Here is a 23019-nt window from a genome sequence, read left to right as displayed (position 1 = left end):
TCACTCCACGGCATGGACGGCCTCCCGAATCGGACCAATCCAGCCAAGTTGATGTGTCAGCTATGTCTCCGAACACCCGTCAGTGATCTGTCCGGGCTAAACACTTCGCGGGTGATGACACCGCGTCTGTGACATCTTGAATCGAGAACCATCCACCGATGTCGTCCTGGCGAAAGCCAGGACACATTACCCAAAATCTTGATTGTTGCGCGATGCTTAGGCCGCAGCCTTGCTTCGACAACCCAATTCAGGGGTTATGGGTCCCTGCTTTCGCAGGGACGACAGTGGTGGCTGGGGCGGCCGCTTCCGGTCACCGAGAGAGCTACCCCAACCGCAACTCCGCATACCCCTGCGCCGCCACCTCGTCGCAGCGCGCGCGATAGGCCGGCGCGCTGCCGCTGTAGCGGGCGACGATGCGCGTTTGCTTGCCCTCGACATTGCGGTTGATGCCGGTCATCCAGGAATCGACCTCGTTCGAGAGCAGCCCAACGCCGAGCGCTTTGACATGATCGGTCCAGGCCAGAGTCCCCTCGGGGGTGGCGTCGAGGAAGGTCAGGCCTCTCTGCTGCGCGAAGCGGAGCAGGCCGGTGACCCAGTCGACGCTGTATTCGATGCTGCGCGGGATGTTGCCGAGCGCGGTGTGCGGGCCCATCAGCATCATCATGTTGGGGAAGCCGTCGACCATCAGCCCGAGATAGGTCTCCGGGCCATGCGTCCACTTCTCCTTCAGCCGCGTGCCGTGGGCGCCGCGGAAATCGATCTTGTCGAAACTGCCGGTGATGGCGTCGAAGCCGGTGGCGTAGATGATGATGTCGAAGGCGTAGTCTCGCTCGCTGGTGCGGATGCCCTCGGGCGTGATCCGCTCGATCGGCGTCGCCTTGATGTCGACCAGCTCGACATTGTCGCGATTGTACACCTCGTAATAGAAGGTCTCGAGCGGCAGCCGCCGCGTGCCAAAGCCGTGGTTTGTCGGGATCAGCTTTTCGGCCACCGCTTGATCCTTCACCCGCTCGCGGATCTTGCGCGCCACGAAGTCGCTGATCGTCGCATTCGCCGCGCGGTCGATCAAAATGTCCTTGAAATTGCCTTGCCAGATGCCGAAGCCGCGCTCGCCATACAGCTTTTCGTAGAACGCCTCGCGCTCTTGCTCGCTGACCTCGAACGCACCGCGCGGATCGGGCGTATGGACGAAGCAGGCAAAGGTCTCCTTGCAGCGGGCAAAGATCTCGCCATAGCCGGCCTTGATCTTCGCTTGGGTTTCCGCGTCGATCTTGCCGTTGTGCAGCGGCGCCGCCCAGTTGGCGGTGCGCTGGAACACGGTGAGGTGTCCGACCTCGCCGGCAATGGTCTGGATGGTCTGGATGCCGGTCGCGCCGGTGCCGATCACGGCGACCCGCTTGCCGGCGAAATCGACCTTCTGTTTCGGCCAGCGCGCAGTGTGGAAAGATTGCCCCTTGAAATCGCCGCGGCCCTCGACACGCGGCAGGGTCGGCGTCGACAGCGGCCCGATCGCGGTGATCAGGAAGCGGCAGCTGTGGCGCGCGCCGCTTTCCAGTGTAACCTGCCAGCTCCGCGTGTCGTCCTGGTAGATCGCTGAGGTGACGCGGCTCTCGAACTGGATGTCGCGGCGCAGGTCGAACTTGTCGGCGACGTAGTTGCAGTAGCGCAGGGTCTCGGGCTGGCCGGCGAAATGCTCGGACCATTCCCATTCCTCGAGCAGCTCCTTGGAGAACGAGTAGCCGTAGGAGTAGCTTTCGGAATCGAAACGCGCGCCGGGATACCGGTTCCAGTACCAGGTGCCGCCGACGCCGGTGCCGGCCTCGAACACGCGCGTGGAGAGGCCGAGTTCACGCAGCCGGTAGAGCTGGTACATGCCGGACAGGCCGGCGCCGATGATGATGACGTCGTAGTCCAGCGCAGCCGACTGGCTGTCGTCCCGGCGCAATGCGGCCACCTGTCGTTGCTCCCCGCTCGATTGATTGCCGCCAAGGCTAGCCGGTCTTCCTGCCGCCGACAAACATCGCAGAGCGGGGCTGCCATCGGGATTTGCCGGGTGCGCGGGCCTGCGCGCATTCCGCGCGGCGGACGGCCGGCCCCGTGGCTTTACTCGGCCGCGGGATTGCCCCTATCGTCCGCCCGACACGACGATCGCCCGCCAAGCGGCGACGGAACCGACGGGAGTGAAGCGATGGGAGAGGCGCTGCGCAGGCCGGCATCAATCGACGTCAGCAATCCCCGGCTCTATCAGGACGACACCTGGCGGCCGCTGTTCGCACAGCTGCGCCGCGACGATCCCGTGCATTATTGCGAGGCGTCGGCCTACGGCCCGTACTGGTCGGTGACACGCTACGACGACATCTTCGCCGTCGAGCTGGATCACGACAATTATTCGTCGGAAATCGGCGGGATTCAGGTCGTCGATCAGCCCAAGGGCCAGGAAATCGCAAACTTCATCAGGATGGATCCGCCGGGCCACACGGCGCAGCGTCGCACGGTCGCCCCTATCGTGGCGCCGTCCCACCTCGCCAATTTCGAGCCGCTGATTCGCAAACGCACCTCCGATGTGCTCGACGCGCTGCCGCGCAACGAGACCTTCGATTGGGTCGAGCGGATCTCGACCAATCTCACCAACATGATGCTGGCGACCTTGTTCGATTTTCCCTGGGAAGATCGCATGAGGCTGACCTGGTGGTCCGATGTCGCGATCGCCAACGTCGAGTCGCCCGACGCTGTCGTGCATTCGGAGCACGAGCGCTTCGAGGAGATGGTCAAGATGGGCGAGTATTTTCGCAAATTATGGGATGCGCGCGCCGAAGCACCGCCGACCTTCGACCTGATCTCGATGCTGGTGCATTCGGAGGCGACGCGAAACCTGCAACCGCGCGAGTTCATCGGCACGCTCGCGCTCCTGATCGTCGGCGGCAACGACACCACGCGGAATTCGATGTCCGCCGGGCTGATGGCGCTGTGCGAGAACCCCGCGCAGTTCGAGCTGGTCCGCGCCCGCCGCGAGCTGATCCCGAACCTGGTGTCCGAGACCATCCGCTACCATACGCCGGTGCTGCATATGCGCCGCACCGCGAAGAACGATGTCGAGCTCGCCGGCCGGCAGATCAAGAAGGGCGACAAGGTCGTGATGTGGTACATCTCCGGCAACCGCGACGAGGACAAGATCGAGCGGGCCGACGAATTCATCATCGACCGCGCCAAGCCGCGCCAGCACCTCGCCTTCGGCGCCGGCATCCACCGCTGCGTCGGCGACCGCCTGGCCGAGCAGCAATTGCGCATTCTCTGGGAGGAGGTTCTGGCGCGCGATCTGCGTTTTGAGATGATGGGCCCACCGCAAAGGCTCTATTCCAATTTCATCCGCGGTATACGAAGCTTGCCGGTGAGAATCGTCGATTGAGCCAGCCCACGCCGTCATTGCGAGGAGCGAAGCGACGAAGCAATCCATCTCGCAACGCGGGAAGGATGGATTGCTTCGCGTCGCTCGCAATGACGGAAGAATTGCCAGGAAATAACAATGAAGAACGATCCCGTTGACGTCCTGATCATCGGCGCCGGCGCCTCCGGCGCTGCGGTGGCCTGGAGCCTCGCCGACACCAAGATGCACATCCTCTGCCTCGATCAGGGCGGCTGGATGAATCCTGCCGAATATCCGAGCACCGGGCGCGACTGGGAGGCGAAATTCTACGGCGAGTGGTCGTCGAGCCCGAACATCCGCAAGCGGCCCGAGGACTATCCGATCAACGACGACAATTCGCCGATCAAGGTGGTCAACTTCAACGCCGTCGGCGGTTCGACCGTGATGTACACCGCGCACTGGCCGCGGCTGCATCCCTCCGACTTCAAGGTCAGGACGCTCGACGGCGTCGCTGACGACTGGCCGGTCGATTACGACGCGCTCACGCCGTTCTTCGAGGAGAACGATCGCATGATGGGCACGTCGGGCCTGTCGGGCGATCCGCTCTCACCGCTGTCGCATCCGCCGATGCCGCCGCAGCCGCTCGGGCTATCAGGTCCCCTGATCGGCAAGGCCATGAACAAGCTCGGCTGGCACTGGTGGCCGTCCGACACGACCGTTGCGACGATGGATTACGAGGGCAGGGCGCGCTGCATCAATCTCGGCCATTGCACCCCGGCCTGCGCCCAGGGCGCCAAGTCATCGACCGACATCACCTATTGGCCGCACGCGATCCGCGCCGGGGTCGAGGTCAAGACCCATTGCCGGGTGCGCGAGATCCTGACCAACGAGCACGGCATGGCCTCCGGCGTCGTCTATCACGACAAGGACGGCGTCGAGCAATTCCAGCCCGCCGAGGTCGTCATCGTCGCCTGCAACGGCGTCGGCACGCCGCGGCTGCTGCTCAATTCGGTGTCGGGCAAATTTCCGAACGGCCTCGCCAATTCGTCCGGCCTGGTCGGCAAGAACCTGATGTTCCACCCCTATGCGCAGATCTACGGTTATGTCGCCGAACCGACCGATTCCAATCGCGCGCCACCGACCTGCCTGTGGAGCAAGGAGTGGTATGACACCGACCTGTCGCGCGGCTTCGTCCGCGGCTACGGCGTCCAGTTCGTGCGCGGGGCGGGGCCGGTGTTCGAGGCCGTGGTCAGCGAGCAGAAGGGCATCCTGCCCTGGGGCAAGGATCACCACCGCGTCTTCCGCAAGCTCAACGGCCATCGGCTCGGCTTCTCGGCGATCTGCGAGGATCTCCCGGAGGAGCACAACCGCGTCACGCTCGATCCCGTGCTGAAGGACGGCCACGGCATTCCGGCGCCGCGGATCGACTATACGATCAGCGAGAACAGCCGGAAGATGATGGACCATGCGCTGGCGCGCGGCCGCGAGGTGCTCGAGGCCGCCGGCGCCACCGACCTCTGCGTCAACTCGCCGATCCCGTGGGGCGGCTGGCATCTGCTCGGCACCGCGCGGATGGGCACCGACCCGGCGCGCTCCGTGGTCAACGAATGGGGCCGCTCGCACGATGTGAAGAACCTCTTCATCGTCGACGGCAGCATCTTCGTCACCTCGGGCGGCGTCAACCCGACCTCCACCATCCAGGCCCTCGCGCTCTACATCGCCGACCAGATGAAGCAGCGCCTCGCCAATCTGTTCGATTGAGACTGTCCATGTCCGATAGCAAAGAACTGACCGCAGCCCAGCGCGCCGATCTCCGCACCGTCGCCGCGATGATCGTCCCCGAAAGTTCCGAGTACAAGGTGCCGGGTGCGGACGATGCCGCGATCCAGGCCGACATGCTCGCAACGCTCGGCCGCGACACCGCGCTGGTTGTGCAGGCGCTCGATCATCTGGCCAAGCTCGCCGGCCGGCCGCTCGCCGAGCTTGACGAGGCCAGGCGCGACGCGGTGGGGCAGGAGTTTCGGAGCCAAGGCGGCGCTGCCGCGGCGACGCTCGTCCGCGTCGTGCTGCAATGCTACTACCGTGACGATCGCGTGCTGCGTTCGCTCGGGCTCGAGCCGCGCGCGCCATTTCCAAAGGGCCATGTGCTCCCGGACGGCGACTGGTCGTTGCTCGATCCGGTCAAAGCGCGCGGCGGCACGCTGCGCGGGGCTTCGCGTTGAGAGGAGAAGGCAATGCGGCCAACTGATCGCAGCCGTGGAGGCGGAGCATTCCATCATGGCATCGGGGCCGGCACGACGCGGCGCGCGTTCCTGCTCGCGACCGCGGCCCTCCTCGTCACGAGCAAGGGCGTCAGCGCGCGCGTGATCACCAAGGTGCTGCCGTGGCGGCCCAACGAAGCCTATCCGGTCACGCCGGTCGTGCCCGGCGGTTATCTGTTCTTCACGGCTGACGAAGCCGCCGTGGTCGAGGCCTTTGCCGAGCGGCTGATCCCGGCGGATGAACTGGGCCCCGGTGCCAGGCAGGCCGGCGTGACCACGTTCATCGATCGCCAGCTCACCGGCCCCTATGGCGGACACGATTGGCTCTACATGGAAGGGCCATTCTCGAAGAACCCGCTGCCGTCGCAGGGATTGCAATCGGAGCTGACGCCGCGGCAGCAATACCGCAACGGCATTGCCGCGCTCGAAGCCTACTGCAAGGCCACCTTCAACCGCGGCTTCGTCGAGCTCGATGCTGCCGGGCAGGACAAGCTGATCGCCGGGCTCGAGAAGGGCGAGGTTCAGCTGCCGAACTTCTCCAGCAAGATGCTGTTCAACGCGATCTACACCAACACGATCGAGGGCTTCTTCGCCGATCCGATCTATGGCGGCAACCGCGACATGGTCGGCTGGAAGCTCGTCGGCTTCCCCGGCACGCGCTACGATTTCCGCGACGTCATCGACCGGCCCAACCAGGCCTACACGCTGCCGCCGGTCAGCATGCAGGGCCGTCCGGCCTGGGGAGAGCGCTGATGGCCCGCCGTCTTCCGCGCAAGGATGTCGTCATCGTCGGGCTCGGCTGGACCGGTTCGATCGTCGCCTATGAACTGGCGCGTCTCGGGCTCGACGTCGTCGCGCTGGAACGCGGCCCGTGGCGCGACACCGCGAGCGACTTCAACATCGGCACCGCGCCGGACGAGCTGCGCTATGCGGTGCGTCACGACATCTTCCTGCGTCCAAAGCAGGAAACACTGACGATGCGCAACGACCCGTCGCAGACGGCGCTGCCGATCCGCAAATGGGGCAGCTTCCTGCCGGGCAATGGCGTCGGCGGCGCCGGGCTGCACTGGAACGGCCAGACCTGGCGCTTCCTGCCCGACGATTTCCGGATCCGCAGCCACATGATCGAGCGCTACGGTGCCGGCATCATGCCGGAGGGCAACCAGATCCAGGACTGGCCGGTCAGCTATGACGAGCTCGAACCTCACTATGACAGGTTCGAGCAGGTCGCCGGCATCTCCGGCAAGGCCGGCAATATCAAGGGCACGATCCAGCCCGGCGGCAATCCGTTCGAGGGCGCACGCGCGCGGGAGTATCCGACGCCGCCGTTGAAGCAGGGCTACGCGCAGTCGCTGTTCACCAAGGCTGCCACCGGCATGGGCCTGCACCCATTTCCGCGGCCGTCAGGAAACATCTCGGCGGCCTACACCAACCCGTATGGCTGCAGCATGGCGCCCTGCACCTATTGCGGCTTCTGCGAATGGTTCGGCTGCGCCAACTATTCGAAGTCGTCGCCGCAGACCTGCGTGCTGCCCGCGCTGGTGCGCGAGCCGACCTTCGAGGCTCGCACCGACTGCGAGGTGACCAAGGTCAATCTCAGCGCCGACGGCAAGATGGCGACCGGCGTGACCTATGTCGATGCCGCAGGCGAGGAATGGGAGCAGCCCGGCGATCTCGTGCTGGTCTGCGCCTTCAGCCTGTTCAACGTTCGCCTGCTGCTGCTGTCGGGCATCGGCAAGCCGTATGATCCGGCGACCGGCGAGGGCGTCGTCGGGCGCAATTACGCCTACCAGACCGGCTCGGGGGCCTCCGCCTTTTTCGAGGATGCGAAGTTCAATCCGTTCGCGGCCGCAGGCTCGCTCGGCGTCGCGCTCGACGACTACAACAGCGACAATTTCGATCACGGTCCGCACGGCTTCGTCGGCGGCGCATCGATCACCTCGGCCCATACCAACGGCCGGCCGATCCGCTATCACCCGGTCCCGCCGGGAACGCCGGCATGGGGCAGCGCCTGGAAGAAGGCCGTCAAGGACACCTATCAGCGTGTGACCTATGTCGGTGCGCAAGGCAGCGTCATGAGTTATCGCAACAACTATCTCGATCTCGATCCGACCTACAAGGATCCGCTCGGACGTCCGCTGATGCGGATGACGTTCGACTACCAGCCGAACGAGCAGAAGATGGCGAACTGGATGGCCGAGCGCTGCCAGGAGATCGCCAAGGCGATGGGCGCCAACAGCACCCGGCTCAGCCGTCTCGGCGTGCCGTGGTCGGTGGTGCCCTACCAGACCACGCACAACACCGGCGGCGCGGTAATGGGATCGGATCCGAACACCAGCGTGCTGAACCGCTATCTGCAGTCCTGGGACGTCTCCAACGTGTTCGTGATGGGCGCCTCCGCCTTCCCGCAGAACGCCGGCTACAACCCGACCGGCACGGTCGGTGCGCTGACCTATTGGAGCCTGGAGGCGATCTTCAAATATTTGAAGTCGCCGGGCGCGCTGGTGCCGCGATGAGCAGGACTGTCGTGCGGCTCCGTCACCTGATCCTGCTGTTGCCGCTGTTCGCCGCCGGTGGCGCGGCCGCCGGTCCGGACAATTATGTCGACATCGCGCGCGGCAAGGCGCTGACCATCGCGGGCGATTGCGTGGCCTGTCACACCGCGCCGCGCGGCCAGCCGTTCGCCGGCGGCCTCGCACTGCAGACGCCGTTCGGCGAGATCATGGCGCCGAACATCACGCCCGACAACACCACCGGGATCGGAAGCTGGTCGGCCGACGATTTCGCGCGCGCGATGCAGGACGGCCGGCGCCCGGACGGCAGTCACCTCTACCCGGCGTTTCCCTATCCCTATTACACCAAGGTCGAGCGCGGCGATCTCGATGCGATCTACGCCTATCTGCGGACGCTGCAGCCGGTCGAGAACCGGGTCGAGCGCGACACCCTGCCGTTTCCCTTCAACGTCCGCCTGCTGATGAAGGGCTGGAATACGCTGTTCTTCACGCCAGGAGCGTTCAAGCCGGATCCGGCGCGTTCGGCCGAGTTCAACCGCGGCGCCTATCTGGTCGAAGGTCTCGGCCATTGCGGCGCATGCCACACGCCGTTCAATGCGTTCGGCGCCAGCCGCAACGACAAATATCTCGAAGGCAACCAGATCGACAATTGGACCGCGCTGAACATCACCGACGATGCGCGGGTCGGCCTCGGCAAATGGTCGGTCGAGGATATCGCGCAATACCTGAAGACCGGGCAGAACGGCTTCAGCCTCGCCAGCGGGCCGATGAAGGACGTGGTCGAGAACTCGACCTCGAAGATGGCAGCGGCCGATCTGAAGGCGATCGCCGTCTACCTCAAGGAGCGCGGTGCGGCGGGCGTGCCGGCGTCGACGCCGCTGGCGGCCTCCGATCCGCGGATGCAGGCGGGGGAGGCGATCTATGTCGACACCTGCGCCGCCTGCCATATGCGCAGTGGCGAGGGCGTCGCGCATCTGTTCCCGAAACTCGCCGGCAGTGCGGTCGCGACCCAGCAGGATCCGGCAACGCTGATCCGGATCATCATTGCCGGCGGCCGCGCCGCGGCGACCGACGGCTTTCCGACCTCGCCGGCGATGCCGTCGCTCGGCTATCGCCTGAGCGACAGTCAGGTCGCAGCCGTCGTCACCTATGTCCGCAATTCCTGGGGCAATGCGGCAGCGCCCGTGACGGAGGCGACCGTCAAGGCCTTGCGGGCGCGGATCACCGGTGCAGCGGCGGGGGACTGACGCCCTTGCGGGCTCGGGCGTAACCACTTGCGGGGGCGAAAGCCGGTCACCATTTGAGGAGACCAAAGGACTCTCGCCATGCTGGATTTTACCTCAGATACCGCCGGTGACACGCCGTCACCGCGAACCGCTGATGCTGCCCGGGACAATGACCGGGCGTTGCTGGACGCCTATTCCAATGCCGTGATCGACGTCACCGAGCGTGTCGGCCCGGCCGTGGTCCGGGTCGAGACCGGGCCGAAGCTGCGCAACGCGCGCGAGCGCGGCGGGCTCGGCTCGGGCATCGTGATCTCGCCCGACGGCTTCGTGCTGACCAACAGCCATGTGGTCGGGTCGTCGAAGGAGATCCGTCTGCGCGACACCGAGGGCTTCGTCACCGACGCGCATGTGCTTGGCGTCGATCCCGACACCGATCTCGCGCTGCTGCGCGCGGATGGCGCGCGCGATCTGCCCTATGCCTCGCTCGGCAATTCCAAGACCTTGCGGCGCGGCCAGCTCGTGGTCGCGATCGGCAATCCGCTCGGCTTCGAATCGACTGTCACTGCCGGCGTGGTGTCGGCGCTGGGACGGTCGATCCGCTCGGTCAGCGGGCGCACCATCGAGGACGTGATCCAGACCGATGCCGCGCTCAATCCCGGCAATTCCGGCGGGCCGCTGGTGTCGTCGCAGGGCGAGGTGATCGGCATCAACACCGCGATCATCAACGGCGCGCAGGGCATCTGCTTTGCGGTCGCCTCCAACACCGCGCAATTCGTGCTGTCGGAGATCATCCGCCACGGTTATGTCCGCCGCGCCCATATCGGCGTCGCCGGCCAAACCGCGCCGGTGCCGCGGCGCCATGCGGTGCTGGCCGGCGTCGAGAACAAGATGGGCGCGCTGCTGATGCAGATCGAGCCGGACAGCCCGGCCGCGCGCGCGAGCCTGTTGCCGGGCGACGTCGTGATCAAGCTCGACGGCGTCGAGATCCACGGCGTCGACGACCTGATCCGCGCACTCGATCACAGCCGGATCGACCGCACCTTGTCGATGGACGTGCTCCGCCTCGGCCGCCTGCGCGCGATCGATATCCACCCGGTCGAGCGGAAGCCTGCGAAGCAGTGAGCCGGAGGGACGTTGACGACTTGTTTCGACAGGCCGCGCCGGCTCGCGCGCGCCCAAAGCAATTCAGTCTTCCGAGCGCAGAGCCGCTTCGATGCGCTGGATCAGCCGCTCCCGCAGCGAAGGCACCGCGTTGCCGAGAACGGCGAAGCTGCGGACGATGGGCAAATACGGCTCCATTGCCGCGGTGAGCTCGGCGGGAGACATGCCGGCCAGCCGAGCATATTCGGATTGGGCCGCCGCATTGGTCGCGCGCGGCCGCTCCGGATTATCGGCGACTTCCGGCCCGAGTTCGGACAGGATCACGCGCAAGAACCCAAGCTCGAGGACGGCGGGCCCGCACATCGCACTGACCCAGTCGACCAGCTTTGGGCCTTCCGCTGTCATGATCACGTTACCGGGGCTCAGGTCGGTATGGCAAAGCCCGTCGCCCGGCGGCAAGCGATCGATCAGCGCGAGGATTCCAGTGGCGATGTGCTTCGGGAGCTTGCCGTCGTCGTGCCCCAACTGAGCCTCCATATACTCGCGCATGGAGAGGACCTCCGGCGGCACGGGTGTCTTGTGAATGGACATGGCAAGCGCCGCGACGATGGCGCCCGCCTGTTGGAACGTCACCGCGCCGGTCCGCGTCAGCTGGAGCAGGGTCGGTCCGTCGAGCCGCTGCAGCACGATACCGAAGCGCCCGTCCAGGGTCACCTCGCCGAACACCTCCGGCACCGGCGCGCCGGCGGCGTGGACCGCGCGGATCATCTGCACCTCGAACCGGGGCATCCGCCGCGGCAAGCCGGGCTTGAACAGTTTGACGACTTGCCCCGGCGCCCAGGCGTAGGCTTCGGAGTAGGCGCCTTCACCGATCTTTTCCCCGAGCGATTCCTTCACCTTTAGCCCCCGTTCTGCTGTGACCCTCACCCTATGGTCATTCGTCAGTGGCGATGCGAAGCGACGCCGTGCTTCGGACGGTTATGCCTGGGCATGCCGCCTTTACTGATCCTTCGGCGGCCGGGCGAGTATGTTGGCCCCGCGTAGACGGGATGACCGAGCGCAATCACCCTGCCGGGCGCAGGGCTGCCTCGACGCGCTGGATCAGCCGCTCTCGCATGTCAGGCATGGCCCCGCCGAGCACGAGGAAGACGCGGGCGATCGGCAAATAGGGCTGCATCGCCGCTGTCAGCGCCGCAGGGGCTATTCCGGCCAGCCGCGCATGCTCCGCCTGCAGGGCCGAATTGACCGTGGCCCGCTCCGGATCGTCGGCATGTTCCGGATCAAGCTCGGCAATCAGGACATGGCACTGTGCAATCTCGTAGGCGGCGGGCGCACGAGCCGCGCCGAGCCAGTCGATCAGCCTCGGACCCTGCGCCGTCATGATCACGTTGCCGGGGTGAAGATCGGAATGGCACAGCACCTCGTCGGCTGCGAGGTGCTCGATCAGCGCGAGGACGCCGGTGGTGATGCGTTCCGGAAGCACGTTTCCGGCGAACCGCAATCTGGCGTCCATCGCCTGGCGCAGCGAAAGCGCGTCCGGCGGCGGTCGCGTCTTGTGAACGGCAAGGCTGAGCGTCGCAAGGATCGCGCCTGCTTGTTCACGCGTGATGGCGCCGGTGCGCGTAGCCTGCAACAGGGTCGGCCCATCGAACCGCGGCAGCACGATGCCGAAGCGGCCGTCCAGGGCGACTTCGCCGAGCACCTCCGGCGCCGGGCCCCCGGCGGCGAACACCGCGCGGGTTATTCGCGCCTCGTGCTGGACGACCCACTGCGCGATACCTGGCTTGGCCAACTTGACGACCTGACCGGGCGCCCAGGCATGGACATCAGCGAACACGCCTTGGCCGATCTTCTCTCCCAGCGATCCCCGCATGCCCGTTCTCCGCCGTGCAGAGCAAACACCGGCGGCGAGCAAAAAGGAACCCCTGCGTCGCGCGCCCGGGCGTTACGCTCCACCGCCGCGTCCGTCAGGGGGCGATCACCGGCTTCTCTCCGAATGCGATCCGCTTGGCGTGATCGCTGTTCACCACCCGTATGGCCACCGCCACCCCTCATAGAGATCCCAAGACGACACCAGGGGCGGCCCGTTTGGATCGACCCGGTCGTCTTCAGGGCGATAGCGATAGCGTGGAACAATATAATAATCCCACGGAGTCGGCGTGATCACGGGCGTCGAGATAACGACCCTCGCTCGTTCGTGAACGACTTGTGCCTTCCGCGCCCGGGCTTCAGCACCGGACGCCCCGAGGCTACACAGCACCAAGGCCGCTCCGAGAGCGCCCACGACGGTCACAATCTTCATCTTCATGCATCGGCCTCCAAATCTGAGAGTGCACGCTCCATCTGCACCAAATGACGAACTACATTAGCATAGACTGGAAGGAGGACGGCACCTATTGACCCTCGGCACCGCATCCTAAGCGCATGCGCTTGACGTATGGCCGCTATCTCCGTTCGGCGCATTCGCTTATGGTCGGCCACATGGATATAGCCGGCTTCGACCTCAACTTGATGAAGGCCTTTGATGCGCTGTACGCGGAGCGCCACGTGACGCGCGCCGGATCGCGGATCGGCCTCAGCCAGTCTGCGATGAGCGGAGCGCTCACGCGCCTGAGAGAGCTTCTTGGGGACGAGCTCTTCGTGCGAACGCCTTCAGGCATGCAGCCGACGCCCCGCGCCCATGACCTTGCTGGCCCCGTCTCGGATGCGCTCCGGCTGCTCCGGAGCGCGCTGCAGGCCGATAGCTTCGACCCCGCGACGGCCGACAATACCGTCACGCTCGCGATGAGCGACTATGCGGCGTTCGTCTTGTTGCCGCCGCTGATGGCCCGCCTCAGCATCGATGCCCCGCACGTCAACGTGCGGGTCTGCGGGATCTTCGGACGAGACGAAGCCATCACGCTGCTCGACAGCGGCGAGGCGAACCTCGCGATCGGTTTCCCGGTCGAGACGTCGGCGCGCATTATCAGCAGCCCGCTGTTTTTTGAGAGTTTCGCCTGCGTTGTGCGGGAGGGACACCCGGCGTTCGCGGATGGTCCAAGCCTGAAGGCTTTCGCAGCGGCGCCGCATCTTCTGGTCTCTCCGGAAGGCGACCGATCCGGGATCGTCGATGTGAGGCTTGCCGATCTCGGCCTCGAGCGGCGCGTCGTGCTGAGCCTGCCACAATTCCTGGCTGCCCCCTTCGTGATCGCCGGGACCGATCTCGTCGCGACGCTGGCCTCCCGGGTCGCACGAAGGTTCGCCGGGACCGGAGCAGGCATCGCGATTTATGATCCGCCGCTCGAACTGCCCACCTGGCCGCTCCATTTGATGTGGCACCGGCGCGCGGATACGCATGGGGCCATTGCCTGGCTGCGCGGCATCATCACCAAGATCGCTGCCTCGGCCTGACGCCATCGGCGCGATCGATAGCGCCACATCAGAACTCGCGATTTCCATTCGCATTGCCGTTCCGCTTTGTTGGATTCACCGAAATTGAAGGGTGATCGACATGCGAGTTTTGGTAACAGGCGCGACCGGGTTGATCGGCGGTGCGGTCGCGCACCGGTTGAAAGAGGGAGGTCATGAAGTCGTGGGACTGGCCCGCTCGGAAGCGAGCGCGGCCAAGCTGCGCGACCGGGGCTTCGTGGCGGAGATGGGTGAGCTTGCCGACCCGGTGAGCCTGGCCTCGGCGGCGCGGGGCGTGGACGCCGTCGTCCATGCCGCTTCGCCCAATGATCAGAACGCTGCGTCTCTCGACGAGATTGCGACGCGCGCGATTCTCGAAGCCCAGCGCGGAACGGGCCAGCGCTTCATCTATACCAGTGGCAGCCTGGTCTACGGCTCCACGGGTGACACGCCAGTGACCGAGCACACGCCACTGAACCCGGTCGAGATGGTCCGCTGGCGCCAGGCGCTGGAACGCGAGATTCTCGCGGCCGAAGCCGATGGCGTCCACCCGGTCGTCATCCGGCCTGCCTGGGTCTATGGCAATTGGGGCGGTGCCGCGATGATGATGGTCGCAGCCGCCAAGGAACATGGTGCAGCGCTTCATGTCGGTGACGGTCAAAATCGCTGGTCGACCGTGCATGCCGACGATCTGGCCGATCTCTATGCGCTCGCGCTCGAGCGGGCACCGGCGGGATCCGTCTTCAATGGCGCGCACGGTTCGGCGCCGCGGCTCGTCGAGATCGCACGCGCGGCGAGCGAGTTGGGCGGCGCCGGGGGCCGCGTAGCGGCGTGGCCGCTCGAAGAGGCGCGCAAGGTCCTCTGGGGTTTCGCCGATGCGATCGCCTCCGATCAGATCATCTCGGCCGAGAAGGCCAGGCGCGAACTCGGCTGGAATCCGTCGCGGGGATCGATCATCGACGAGTTGCGCGCTTATGCGTTGGCGGCCGCTTAAGTCATGCACTTGATATTCATCAGGCTGCTTGCCGCTGCCTTCGCCAGTGCAGGTCTGTTCAATGCGATCGCGACGTCGACGACGCGGAGCAACTTTGTTCGATGGGGGTATCCCGCGTGGTGGTGCCGAGTCACCGGCGGATTGGAGATATCGGCCGCGATCCTGGTCACCATACCGGCAACCCGTGCAGCAGGCTTGATGCTCTGCGCCGTCATTCTCGCAGCGGCAGCTTTCACCGTCCTGCGACATCGGGATTTTTCCCATCTCGCACCGATCGGTTGCTTCGCTGCCTTGCTCCTGACGGCGAGCTGGATGTCCTGAAAGATCGGTGGCTCCGGGCACTTGAGGAGGCTGCCGATGGCTTGAAATGCCCAAGGGGACCAAGTCCCTTGGGCTCCCTCGGACGCCTCCGCGTGATCGAGATCCACCTGATCGAAAGGAAGTCGGCGAAGCAGTAAAGATAACTCCATCCGCGTGCGCGATGCACCCTCTCCCCCTGTGGGAGAGGGTGGCGCAATCGAGCGGAGCGAGATGAAGCCGGGTGAGGGGTTCTATCCGCAAGCTCAACTGTGGAGAGAGGCCCCTCATCCGACGCTTCGCGCCACCTTCTCCCACAAGGGGAGAAGGGAAGAGGAGCCCGCGGCCCCGCTACTGCAGCGCCGCCAGCAACTCGTCGGGCTGCTCGACCATCATCATGTGGCCGGCGCCCGGAAGCACCACGGTGCGGGCATTCGGCGTTGCGGCGGCGAGGGTCTTGCCGGCCTTGGCGGGGGTCATCATGTCGCGCTCGCCGAGGATGAAGGTCGCGGGCACCTTGACCGCGGCGGCAGCCGTGAGCGCGTTCTGGTAGGCGTTGCAGGCGTTGAGATCGTTGTAGAGCACGCCGGGCTTCGCCTCCTGCAGCACCCGCTGCGTGCCCTGGTGCATCCACAGGCCCGGCGCGAGGCTGCCGCCGAGCTCGGCCTTGAAGCCGAGGCCCCAGATCGAGACCATGTCGATCGCGGCTGTGTCATTGGCCTCGGCGGCCTTCAGCAGATCGGGGCCGACCGTCATGGTCGCGGCGGTGCCGATCAGCGCGAGACCGGAGACCTTGTCGGGATGCCGCGCCGAGGTCTCGATCGCGATCAGCGAGCCCATCGAGTGGCCGATCAGCCGCGCCTTCGACGCGCGGGCCGCCGTGATCAGCGCCGCGGTCCAGTCGGCCATCTCGGCGATGGTTTTCAGCGGCTTGCCGGCGGAGCGGCCATGGCCCGGCAGGTCCGGCGCCAGCACGGAATAGCCGTGATGGGCGAACCAGCGGCTGTGCAGCGCCCAGGTCGAGGAATCGAAGCCGGCGCCGTGGATCATCACCACCGCCGGCAGCGATGCATCGAACGGCTTGCCGCCGGTCGCGGTGAAGGTGTCGCTGCCGTTCACAGAGAGCTGCATGGCTCAGGTCCTTTGCGAGGCGCGCAGCGCCTGGCCGAGATCGTCGATGATATCCTGCGCGGTCTCGATGCCGACCGACAGCCGCACCAGCTCCTCGCCGATGCCGGCGGCCTTGAGCTGCTCGGCATCCATCTGCTGATGCGTGGTGCTGGCCGGATGGATCACCAGCGTCTTGGCGTCGCCGACATTGGCGAGATGGCTGATCAGCTTCAGAGACTCGATGAACTTCTTGCCGGCGGCGCGGCCGCCCTTGATGCCGAAGCTGATGATCGAGCCGGCGCCGCGCGGCAGCAGCTGCTTCGCCAGCGCGTAGTCGGGATGCGTCTCCAGCGACGGATGCAGCATCCAGTCGACCGCCTTGTTGGCGGCAAGCGCGTCCAGCACCGCATGGGTGTTGCTGACGTGGCGGTCCATGCGGACGCCGAGCGTCTCGATGCCCTGCAGCAGCTGGAAGGCGTTGGTCGGCGACAGGCAGGCGCCGAAATCGCGCAGGCCTTCGGTGCGGGCGCGCATGATGAAGGCGGCCTTGCCGAACTGCTCGTCGAAGACGATGCCATGATAGCCGGCATAGGGCTCGGTGAGCTGCGGGAACTTGCCGGAGCCGCGCCAGTCGAACCGGCCGCCGTCGACGATGACGCCGCCGATCGCGATGCCGTGGCCGCCCATCCATTTGGTCGCCGAGTTCATCGTGATGTCGGCGCCGAGCTCGATCGGCTGGCTGAGATAGGGCGTCGCGAAAGTGTTGTCGATCAACAACGGGATCTTCGCATCATGCGCGATCTGCGCCACCGCCGGAATGTCGAGCACCTCGAGGCCGGGATTGCCGATGGTCTCGCCGATCACGAGCCGTGTGTTCGGCCTGATCGCGGCGCGGAATTCGTCGAGCGCGCGGGGCTTCACGAAGGTCGTGGTGATGCCGAAGCGCGGCAGCGTGTGCGCCAGCAAATTGATGGTTCCGCCATAGAGCGAGGCGGAGGCGACGATGTGGTCGCCGGCGTTGAGCAGGGTTGCGATCGCAAGATGCATCGCGGCCATGCCGCTGGCGGTGCAGATCGCGCCGACGCCGCACTCGAGCGCGGCGATGCGCTCCTCGAGCACTGCGGTGGTCGGGTTCGAGATGCGCGTATAGATGTGGCCGGCGCGTTCGAGGTTGAACAGCGCCGCGGCGTGGTCGGCATCCTGGAACACGTAGGACGTGGTCTGATAGATCGGAACTGCGCGGGCGCCGGTTGCGGGATCGGGGCGCTGGCCGGCATGCAGGCTCAAGGTTTCGAAGGCAGGCGGCTTGGGTGCGGGCATGCGAAACTCGTCGGGTCAGTCGATGAAGATGATTATCGCGTTAGGTTAAACGTGAACCGCCGTGCGAACGCGGCCGACATTGCCGAACACGCGCAAATAGCGCTCGACCTCGGCGGGGCTGCCGGTCGCCTTCTCCGGATTGTCGGACAGTTTCACGGCGGGACGCCCGTCGACCGACGTCACCTTGCAGACGATCGAGATCGGATCGAGCGCGGCGGTGCCGTCGGGCGCGCAGCCGACGAAGTCGTTGGTGAGGTTGGTGCCCCAGCCGAAGCTGACGCGCACGCGGCCCTTGAAGTGATGGAACGTCTCCTCGATCGAGCCGACATCCATCGCGTCGGAGAACACCAGGAGCTTCTCCTTGGGATCGCGGCCCTTCTGCTTCCACCATTTGATGATGTCTTCGCCGGCGGTGATCGGCGGCGCGCTGTCGGGACGAAAGCCGGTCCAGTCGGCTACCCAATCCGGCGCGTCGCGCAGGAACGGCTTGGTGCCGAATGCGTCGGGCAGCGCGATCAGGAGGTTGCCGCCATAGGTGTGGCGCCACTGATCGAGGATGCGATAGGGCGCCCAGCGCAGCGCCTCGTCGTCGTTGGCGAGCGCGGCGGCGACCATCGGCAGCTCATGCGCGTTGGTGCCGATCGCCTCGAGATCGTTGTCCATCGCCAGCAGCACGTTCGACGTTCCGGTGAAGGAGGAGCCGAGACCTTCCTTCACCGCCTCGACGCACCAGCGTTGCCAGAGGAAGCCGTGGCGACGGCGCGTGCCGAAATCGGACAGCCGCAAGCCGTCGAGCTTGCGCAGCCGCTCGACCTTGGCCCACAGCTTGGCCTTGGCGCGGGCGTACAGCACGTCGAGCGCGAAGCGGCCGTAGGCCTTGGTCGCGGCGCGCGAACGCAGCTCGTTGAGGATCGCAAGCGCCGGGATCTCCCACATCGTGGTGTGGGTCCACGGCCCGTGGAAATGCAGCTCATACTGGCCGTCGACCTTGTGCAGCTCGTATTCGGGCAGGCGGAAGGTCGAGAGCCAGTTGATGAAATCGGGCGAGAACATCTGGGTCTTGCCGTAGAACGTGTTACCGGCGAGCCAGATCAGTTCCTTCTTGGTGAAGCGGATGGTGCGGGCATGGTCGAGCTGGGCACGCAGCTCGCCCTCGTCGATGACCTCGGCGAGCCGGATATGGGTCGAGCGGTTGATCACCGAAAAGGTGGTGCGGGTGTCCGGATAGCATTCCCGGATCATCTGCTGCATCAACAGCTTGTAGAAATCGGTGTCCAGCAGGCTGCGCACGATCGGGTCGAGCCGCCAGCCGTGGTTGTAGGTCCGGGTCGCGATATCTGTCACGGTCATGCGGGAACCTTAGCCTGCCCCGCGCCGCCCGCCCAGTGGGTATCGGGCGGAACATGGCAGGTCAGCGCGCTATGGTCTGCCGTATACGGCCGACCGTGGCGGGGACGTTGGTCCAGGCCGGCTTGCCGGGGGCAAATTGCTGCCGGAGGAAGCCGACGAGTTCGGCGACCTGGCCGTCGGTCATGCTGTCCTTGAAGGGGGGCATGTAGCCGAGATCGGTCACGGCGGGCTTGGTGATGCCGTGCAGGATGACCTGGATCAGGTTGTCCGGTGCGTCGCTGTGCAGATTGCTGTTCAGAGCCAGCGACGGCCGGCTGCCGAACAGCGGCAGGCCGCCGACCTCATGGCAGACCGCGCAGGCGCCCTGATAGATCCGCGCGCCTGCTGACGCCGCGGCGGTGACGGCGGTGGCGGCTTCGAGCTTCGCGGCCACGGCATCGTGGGCCGAACGATCGGCGGCCTCGTTGAACGAGGCGAGGTAGACCGCCATCGCGCGGATATCCCGGTCGGGCAGCGCGCCGAGCTCATGCACGACCGGCGCCATCGGGCCCGCGGCGACACCGTGCAGGCGGGACTCGCCGGTGCGCAGATAGGCGTACAGCTCGTCCTCGCTCCAGGGGATCGGCGCCCTCGACAGCGACGTCAGCGCCGGTGCCTCCCAGCCCTCGGCGAAGCCGCCGGCGAGATATGCCGCTTGCCGTTCGGCGCCGAGCGCATTGCGCGGCGAGTGGCAGGCGCTGCAATGGCCAAGCCCCTCGATCAGATAAGCGCCGCGATTCCATGTCTCGGATTTCGACGGATCGGGCTGGAAGGGCTGCGGCTGATGGAACAGCGCATTCCACCCGGCGAGCAGCGGCCGCAGGTTGAACGGAAATGCCAGCGCGTTCGCCGGCGTCTCGGCGCGCACCGGCGCCTGCGCCATCAGATAGGCATAGAGCGCCTGCAGGTCGGCGTCGGATGTCCTGGCAAAATGCGTGTACGGAAATGCCGGATAGAGATGACGTCCGTCGCGATGGATGCCCTCGCGCATCGCGCGCTCGAAGGCGGGGTAGGACCAGGCGCCGATGCCGGTGTCGACATCGGGCGTGATGTTGGTGGTGTAGATCGTGCCGAACGGCGTTTCGAGCGGCCGGCCGCCGGCATTGAGGATGCCATGCTCCGAGGTGTGGCAGACCGCGCAGGCGCCGAGTGCCGCAAGCTCCTTGCCGCGCGCGATAGTGGCGGCGGAATAGACTGATGCATCGGGGCGGGCGATCGGTGCGATCGCGCGCCACGGCAGCACGGCTGCGCCGATGCCGATCGCAGCTGCGCAGAGTGCGGCAATGCCGGCGAGCATGCCGCCGCGCTTCGCAAAGGGATTCTGCCATCTGTTGTCTTGGGCTGGTTGCGGAGGCGGCGGCAGTGAAGCGGGTGCGACGGGTTGCTCGCCATGCAAGCCCTTCAAAATGCGCTCCGGGGTGAACGGCAGTTCGCGGAAACGCACGCCGGTCGCATCATAGATCGCATTGGCGATCGCGGCAGCACTCGGCACCGAAGCGGATTCGCCGACGCCGAGTGGCGGCTGGTCCTGCCGCGGCAGCATCAGCACATCGATCTTCGGCAGCTCGGGGAATTTGATGATGGGGTAGGCGCCCCATTCCCGTGCCGTCACCGCGCCGCGCTCGAAGGAGACCTCCTCCATCAGCGCCCGGCTGGTCGACTGGATGACGTTGCCTTCGATCTGATGCCGCACGCCCTCCGGGTTGATCATCAACCCGGAATCCTGGCCGGCGACGACGCGGGTCACGCTGACATCGCCGGTTGCCTTGTTGACCGCGACGTCGGCGATCCACGCCGACCAGGCCGCGCCGTAGCCGGGAAACTTGCTATGCACATAGAGCGCATAGGCAAAGCCGCGGCCGCGCACGATGTCGCCGTCCGCCTCGGGCTCTTTCCATACCGGGCGCGGCGTCCAGCCCGCGCGCTCGGCGACCGCGTTGACGAGATCGACCGCGCGCTTGTCCTTCAAGTAGCGCAGCCGGTATTCGATCGGATCGACCTCGGCCTCGGTGGCAAGCTCGTCGATATAGGATTCATGCGCAAAGGTGTTCGGCAGCGCCGAGACGCCGCGAAACCAGGATGCGCGCACGATCGGCGGCATGTCGTTGGCGACCACGCGCATGTTCTCGTAGTCGTAGGGCGGGATCGCGGTGCGATCGCCCATCTCGAACACGGCCGGCTCGGGCGCGATCCGGCCTGTCAGCAGCAGTGCCAGCGTCGGCGCGCCATTCGACGGATAGCGCGTGGCAAAATCGTAGCCGGCGACGCCGCCGTCGGCATTGAGCCCGCCATTGACGTCCATCAGCTGCGCGGTGCCCTTCGGCTCCCAGGCATGCTCCTGCTCACGGGTGAGCTGCACGCGCACCGGGCGGCCGACCGCACGTGACAGCAAGAGCGCATCGGCGGAGACGTCGTCGGCGCAGTTGCGGCCGTAGCAGCCGGCGGCTTCCATCCGGATCACGTCGATCTCGGATTCCGGCCGCTGGATCAAGAGCGCCAGATCGCCGCGCAGGATGTGCGGGTTTTGGGTGCCGGACCAGACGCGAATTGCTCCGTCTCCGTAATCGGCGACCGCGCAGGACGGGCCGATCGAGCCGTGCATCTGGTACGGCCAGATGTATGTGCGCTGCATCGGCTTCGCCGCGGCCTTGATCGCGGCATCGACGTCTCCCTTGTCGATCAATCGCCGCGGCGTCGAGGGATTGGCGCGCAGCGCCTGCTCGATGTCGGAAAGGTCAGTCAACGCCGGTCCCGGCTTCCAGCTCAGCTTGAGCTGGGCGGCCGCCTTGATCGCGTTCTCCTCGCGTTCGGCGACGACGCCGATGAAGTCGCCGATCCGCACCACCGCGACGAGGCCGGGAATATCGCGCACTGATGCTTCATCGACCGCGATCAGGCTGGTGCCGACGAACGGGCCGGCATCGACGCCGGCATAGGGCGGGCGGACCACGCGGCCATGCAGCATGCCGGGCACGCGCACGTCATGGACATAGACCAGCTCGCCGGTGGCCTTCGCCAGGAGGTCGACGCGCGGCACCGACTTGCCGACGACCGAATAGGAGCTGACGGCCTTGACCGCAATGTCGTCGGCGAGCTCGAGCCGGATGGTCTCGTCCGCGATCAGCTCGCCGTAAGTGACGCTGCGATTGTCATGGCCGCGGACCAGGCCGTCCTCGATCGTGAGGTCAGTGGCCGGAAGCTCCAGCCGCTCGGCGGCGCGCGCGAGCAAGAAGTGCCGCGCTTGTGCGGCGGCCCTGCGCAAGGGGACGGCGGTGATCTGGATGGTCTCGCTCGCGATCGTCGCGCCCTGGTTCGGCACCACGGCGGTGTCGCCGAGGATCACCACAACGCGGGCAAAGGAGACGTCGAGCTCTTCGGCAACGATCTGCCCGAGCGCGGTGCGGATGCCCGTGCCAAGATCGACGTGGCCGTTATAAGCGTTGACCGATCCATCTGACGTGATGGTGATGAAGGTCTCGAACGCGCCTTCCGCGCCCAAGACCGCGGGGCGGACGACCGACAGCGAGCCGTGCTTGCTTTGCTCTGGAGCCTTTGCGTCGACCATCAATCGCGCGCCTCGAGCGCGTGGCCGGCGGCGCGCATCGCCGCGCGGATGATCTCGATATGCGCGCCGCAGCGGCAGAGATTGTAGCGCAGCGCTTCCAGCACCTCATGCTCGGACGGATTGGGATTGCGCGTCAGCAGCGCCTTGGTGGTGATGATCATGCCGTTGAGGCAATAGCCGCACTGGGCGGCTTGCTCGCGAATGAAAGCGTCTTGCACCGGATCGGGATGCTCGCGGCTGCCGAGACCTTCGAGCGTGACGATGCTGCGGTCCGTGCAGCCTTCGATCGGGATCACGCAGGCGCGTGCGGCGACGCCGTCGATCAGCACCGCGCAGGCGCCGCACTCGCCGAGCCCGCAGCCGTATTTCGGTCCGTTCAATGCGAGGTCGTTGCGCAGCACGTAAAGCAATGCGGTGTCGGGAGCGGCGTCGACATCATGATTCCTGCCGTTCACGGTCAGGCGCATTGCTCCGGTTCTCCCCTGATGTTTG

Annotated in this window: 18 protein-coding genes; 10 read left to right on the top strand and 8 right to left on the bottom strand. The window is 66.1% G+C overall.

Annotation, left to right across the window (positions count from 1 at the left end; genetic code table 11):
• Window positions 1–322: 322 nt before the first annotated feature.
• Window positions 323–1954, bottom strand: a complete 1632-nt coding sequence (locus BRSPCE3_RS06280) for an NAD(P)/FAD-dependent oxidoreductase (protein ID WP_244064918.1) — start codon at window positions 1952–1954, stop codon at window positions 323–325.
• A 234-nt stretch (window positions 1955–2188) separates the two neighbouring features.
• On the opposite strand from BRSPCE3_RS06280, the gene BRSPCE3_RS06275 reads away from it, so the two are divergent.
• From BRSPCE3_RS06275 to BRSPCE3_RS06245, 7 genes are all read left to right on the top strand, one after another.
• Window positions 2189–3406: a cytochrome P450 gene (locus tag BRSPCE3_RS06275; protein WP_244064917.1), complete on the top strand. Its 1218-nt coding sequence runs from the start codon at window positions 2189–2191 to the stop codon at window positions 3404–3406.
• Between the two features lie 117 nt (window positions 3407–3523).
• Complete coding sequence (locus BRSPCE3_RS06270; protein ID WP_244064916.1) at window positions 3524–5125, top strand: GMC family oxidoreductase; 1602 nt, start codon at window positions 3524–3526, stop codon at window positions 5123–5125.
• A gap of 8 nt (window positions 5126–5133) precedes the next feature.
• Complete coding sequence (locus tag BRSPCE3_RS06265; RefSeq protein WP_244064915.1) at window positions 5134–5586, top strand: hypothetical protein; 453 nt, start codon at window positions 5134–5136, stop codon at window positions 5584–5586.
• A gap of 12 nt (window positions 5587–5598) precedes the next feature.
• On the top strand, window positions 5599–6378 hold the full coding sequence (locus BRSPCE3_RS06260) for a gluconate 2-dehydrogenase subunit 3 family protein (RefSeq protein WP_244064914.1): 780 nt from the start codon (window positions 5599–5601) through the stop codon (window positions 6376–6378).
• Window positions 6378–8141 carry a GMC family oxidoreductase gene (locus tag BRSPCE3_RS06255; protein WP_244064913.1) on the top strand — a complete coding sequence of 588 codons (1764 nt, stop codon included), beginning with the start codon at window positions 6378–6380 and terminating at the stop codon, window positions 8139–8141. The genes BRSPCE3_RS06260 and BRSPCE3_RS06255 overlap by 1 nt, the downstream gene beginning before the upstream one ends.
• Window positions 8138–9385: a cytochrome c gene (locus BRSPCE3_RS06250; RefSeq protein WP_244064912.1), complete on the top strand. Its 1248-nt coding sequence runs from the start codon at window positions 8138–8140 to the stop codon at window positions 9383–9385. The genes BRSPCE3_RS06255 and BRSPCE3_RS06250 overlap by 4 nt, the downstream gene beginning before the upstream one ends.
• Window positions 9386–9463: 78 nt before the next feature.
• Window positions 9464–10486, top strand: coding sequence for a S1C family serine protease (locus BRSPCE3_RS06245; RefSeq protein ID WP_244064911.1), 1023 nt, complete (start codon window positions 9464–9466; stop codon window positions 10484–10486).
• Window positions 10487–10549: 63 nt separating this feature from the next.
• On the opposite strand, the gene BRSPCE3_RS06240 is transcribed toward BRSPCE3_RS06245, so the two are convergent.
• A complete protein-coding gene (locus BRSPCE3_RS06240) occupies window positions 10550–11362 on the bottom strand; it encodes an aminoglycoside phosphotransferase family protein (protein WP_244064910.1) in 813 nt (270 codons plus the stop codon).
• Window positions 11363–11528: 166 nt separating this feature from the next.
• On the bottom strand, window positions 11529–12338 hold the full coding sequence (locus tag BRSPCE3_RS06235; RefSeq protein WP_244064909.1) for an aminoglycoside phosphotransferase family protein: 810 nt from the start codon (window positions 12336–12338) through the stop codon (window positions 11529–11531).
• Window positions 12339–12946: 608 nt separating this feature from the next.
• Here BRSPCE3_RS06235 and BRSPCE3_RS06230 point away from each other — a divergent pair.
• The 3 genes from BRSPCE3_RS06230 (at window position 12947) to BRSPCE3_RS06220 (ending at window position 15167) form a co-directional block, all read left to right on the top strand.
• The gene (locus BRSPCE3_RS06230) at window positions 12947–13855 is read left to right on the top strand and encodes a LysR family transcriptional regulator (RefSeq protein ID WP_244064908.1); all 909 of its coding nucleotides are present in this window, start codon (window positions 12947–12949) and stop codon (window positions 13853–13855) included.
• A 100-nt stretch (window positions 13856–13955) separates the two neighbouring features.
• A complete protein-coding gene (locus BRSPCE3_RS06225; RefSeq protein WP_244064964.1) occupies window positions 13956–14846 on the top strand; it encodes an NAD-dependent epimerase/dehydratase family protein in 891 nt (296 codons plus the stop codon).
• Window positions 14847–14849: 3 nt separating this feature from the next.
• On the top strand, window positions 14850–15167 hold the full coding sequence (locus BRSPCE3_RS06220; protein ID WP_244064907.1) for a DoxX family protein: 318 nt from the start codon (window positions 14850–14852) through the stop codon (window positions 15165–15167).
• A gap of 327 nt (window positions 15168–15494) precedes the next feature.
• On the opposite strand, the gene BRSPCE3_RS06215 is transcribed toward BRSPCE3_RS06220, so the two are convergent.
• The 5 genes from BRSPCE3_RS06215 to BRSPCE3_RS06195 all read right to left on the bottom strand — a co-directional run bounded on the left by BRSPCE3_RS06215 (window position 15495) and on the right by BRSPCE3_RS06195 (window position 22994).
• The gene (locus BRSPCE3_RS06215; protein WP_244064906.1) at window positions 15495–16274 is read right to left on the bottom strand and encodes an alpha/beta fold hydrolase; all 780 of its coding nucleotides are present in this window, start codon (window positions 16272–16274) and stop codon (window positions 15495–15497) included.
• 3 nt (window positions 16275–16277) lie between these two features.
• Window positions 16278–17573 carry an O-acetylhomoserine aminocarboxypropyltransferase gene (locus BRSPCE3_RS06210; protein ID WP_244064905.1) on the bottom strand — a complete coding sequence of 432 codons (1296 nt, stop codon included), beginning with the start codon at window positions 17571–17573 and terminating at the stop codon, window positions 16278–16280.
• 45 nt (window positions 17574–17618) lie between these two features.
• Complete coding sequence (pncB, locus tag BRSPCE3_RS06205) at window positions 17619–18923, bottom strand: nicotinate phosphoribosyltransferase (RefSeq protein WP_244064904.1); 1305 nt, start codon at window positions 18921–18923, stop codon at window positions 17619–17621.
• 61 nt (window positions 18924–18984) lie between these two features.
• Entirely contained in the window at window positions 18985–22527 is a 3543-nt protein-coding gene (locus tag BRSPCE3_RS06200) for a molybdopterin cofactor-binding domain-containing protein (protein WP_244064903.1), read from the bottom strand.
• Window positions 22527–22994, bottom strand: a complete 468-nt coding sequence (locus tag BRSPCE3_RS06195; RefSeq protein ID WP_244064902.1) for a (2Fe-2S)-binding protein — start codon at window positions 22992–22994, stop codon at window positions 22527–22529. The genes BRSPCE3_RS06200 and BRSPCE3_RS06195 overlap by 1 nt, the downstream gene beginning before the upstream one ends.
• Between the last annotated feature and the right edge of the window lie 25 nt (window positions 22995–23019).

The sequence above is a fragment of the Bradyrhizobium sp. Ce-3 genome (genome assembly GCF_022835695.1).
Taxonomy (GTDB): Bacteria; Pseudomonadota; Alphaproteobacteria; order Rhizobiales; family Xanthobacteraceae; genus Bradyrhizobium.
This window is presented reverse-complemented; position numbering and strand designations above follow the sequence as displayed.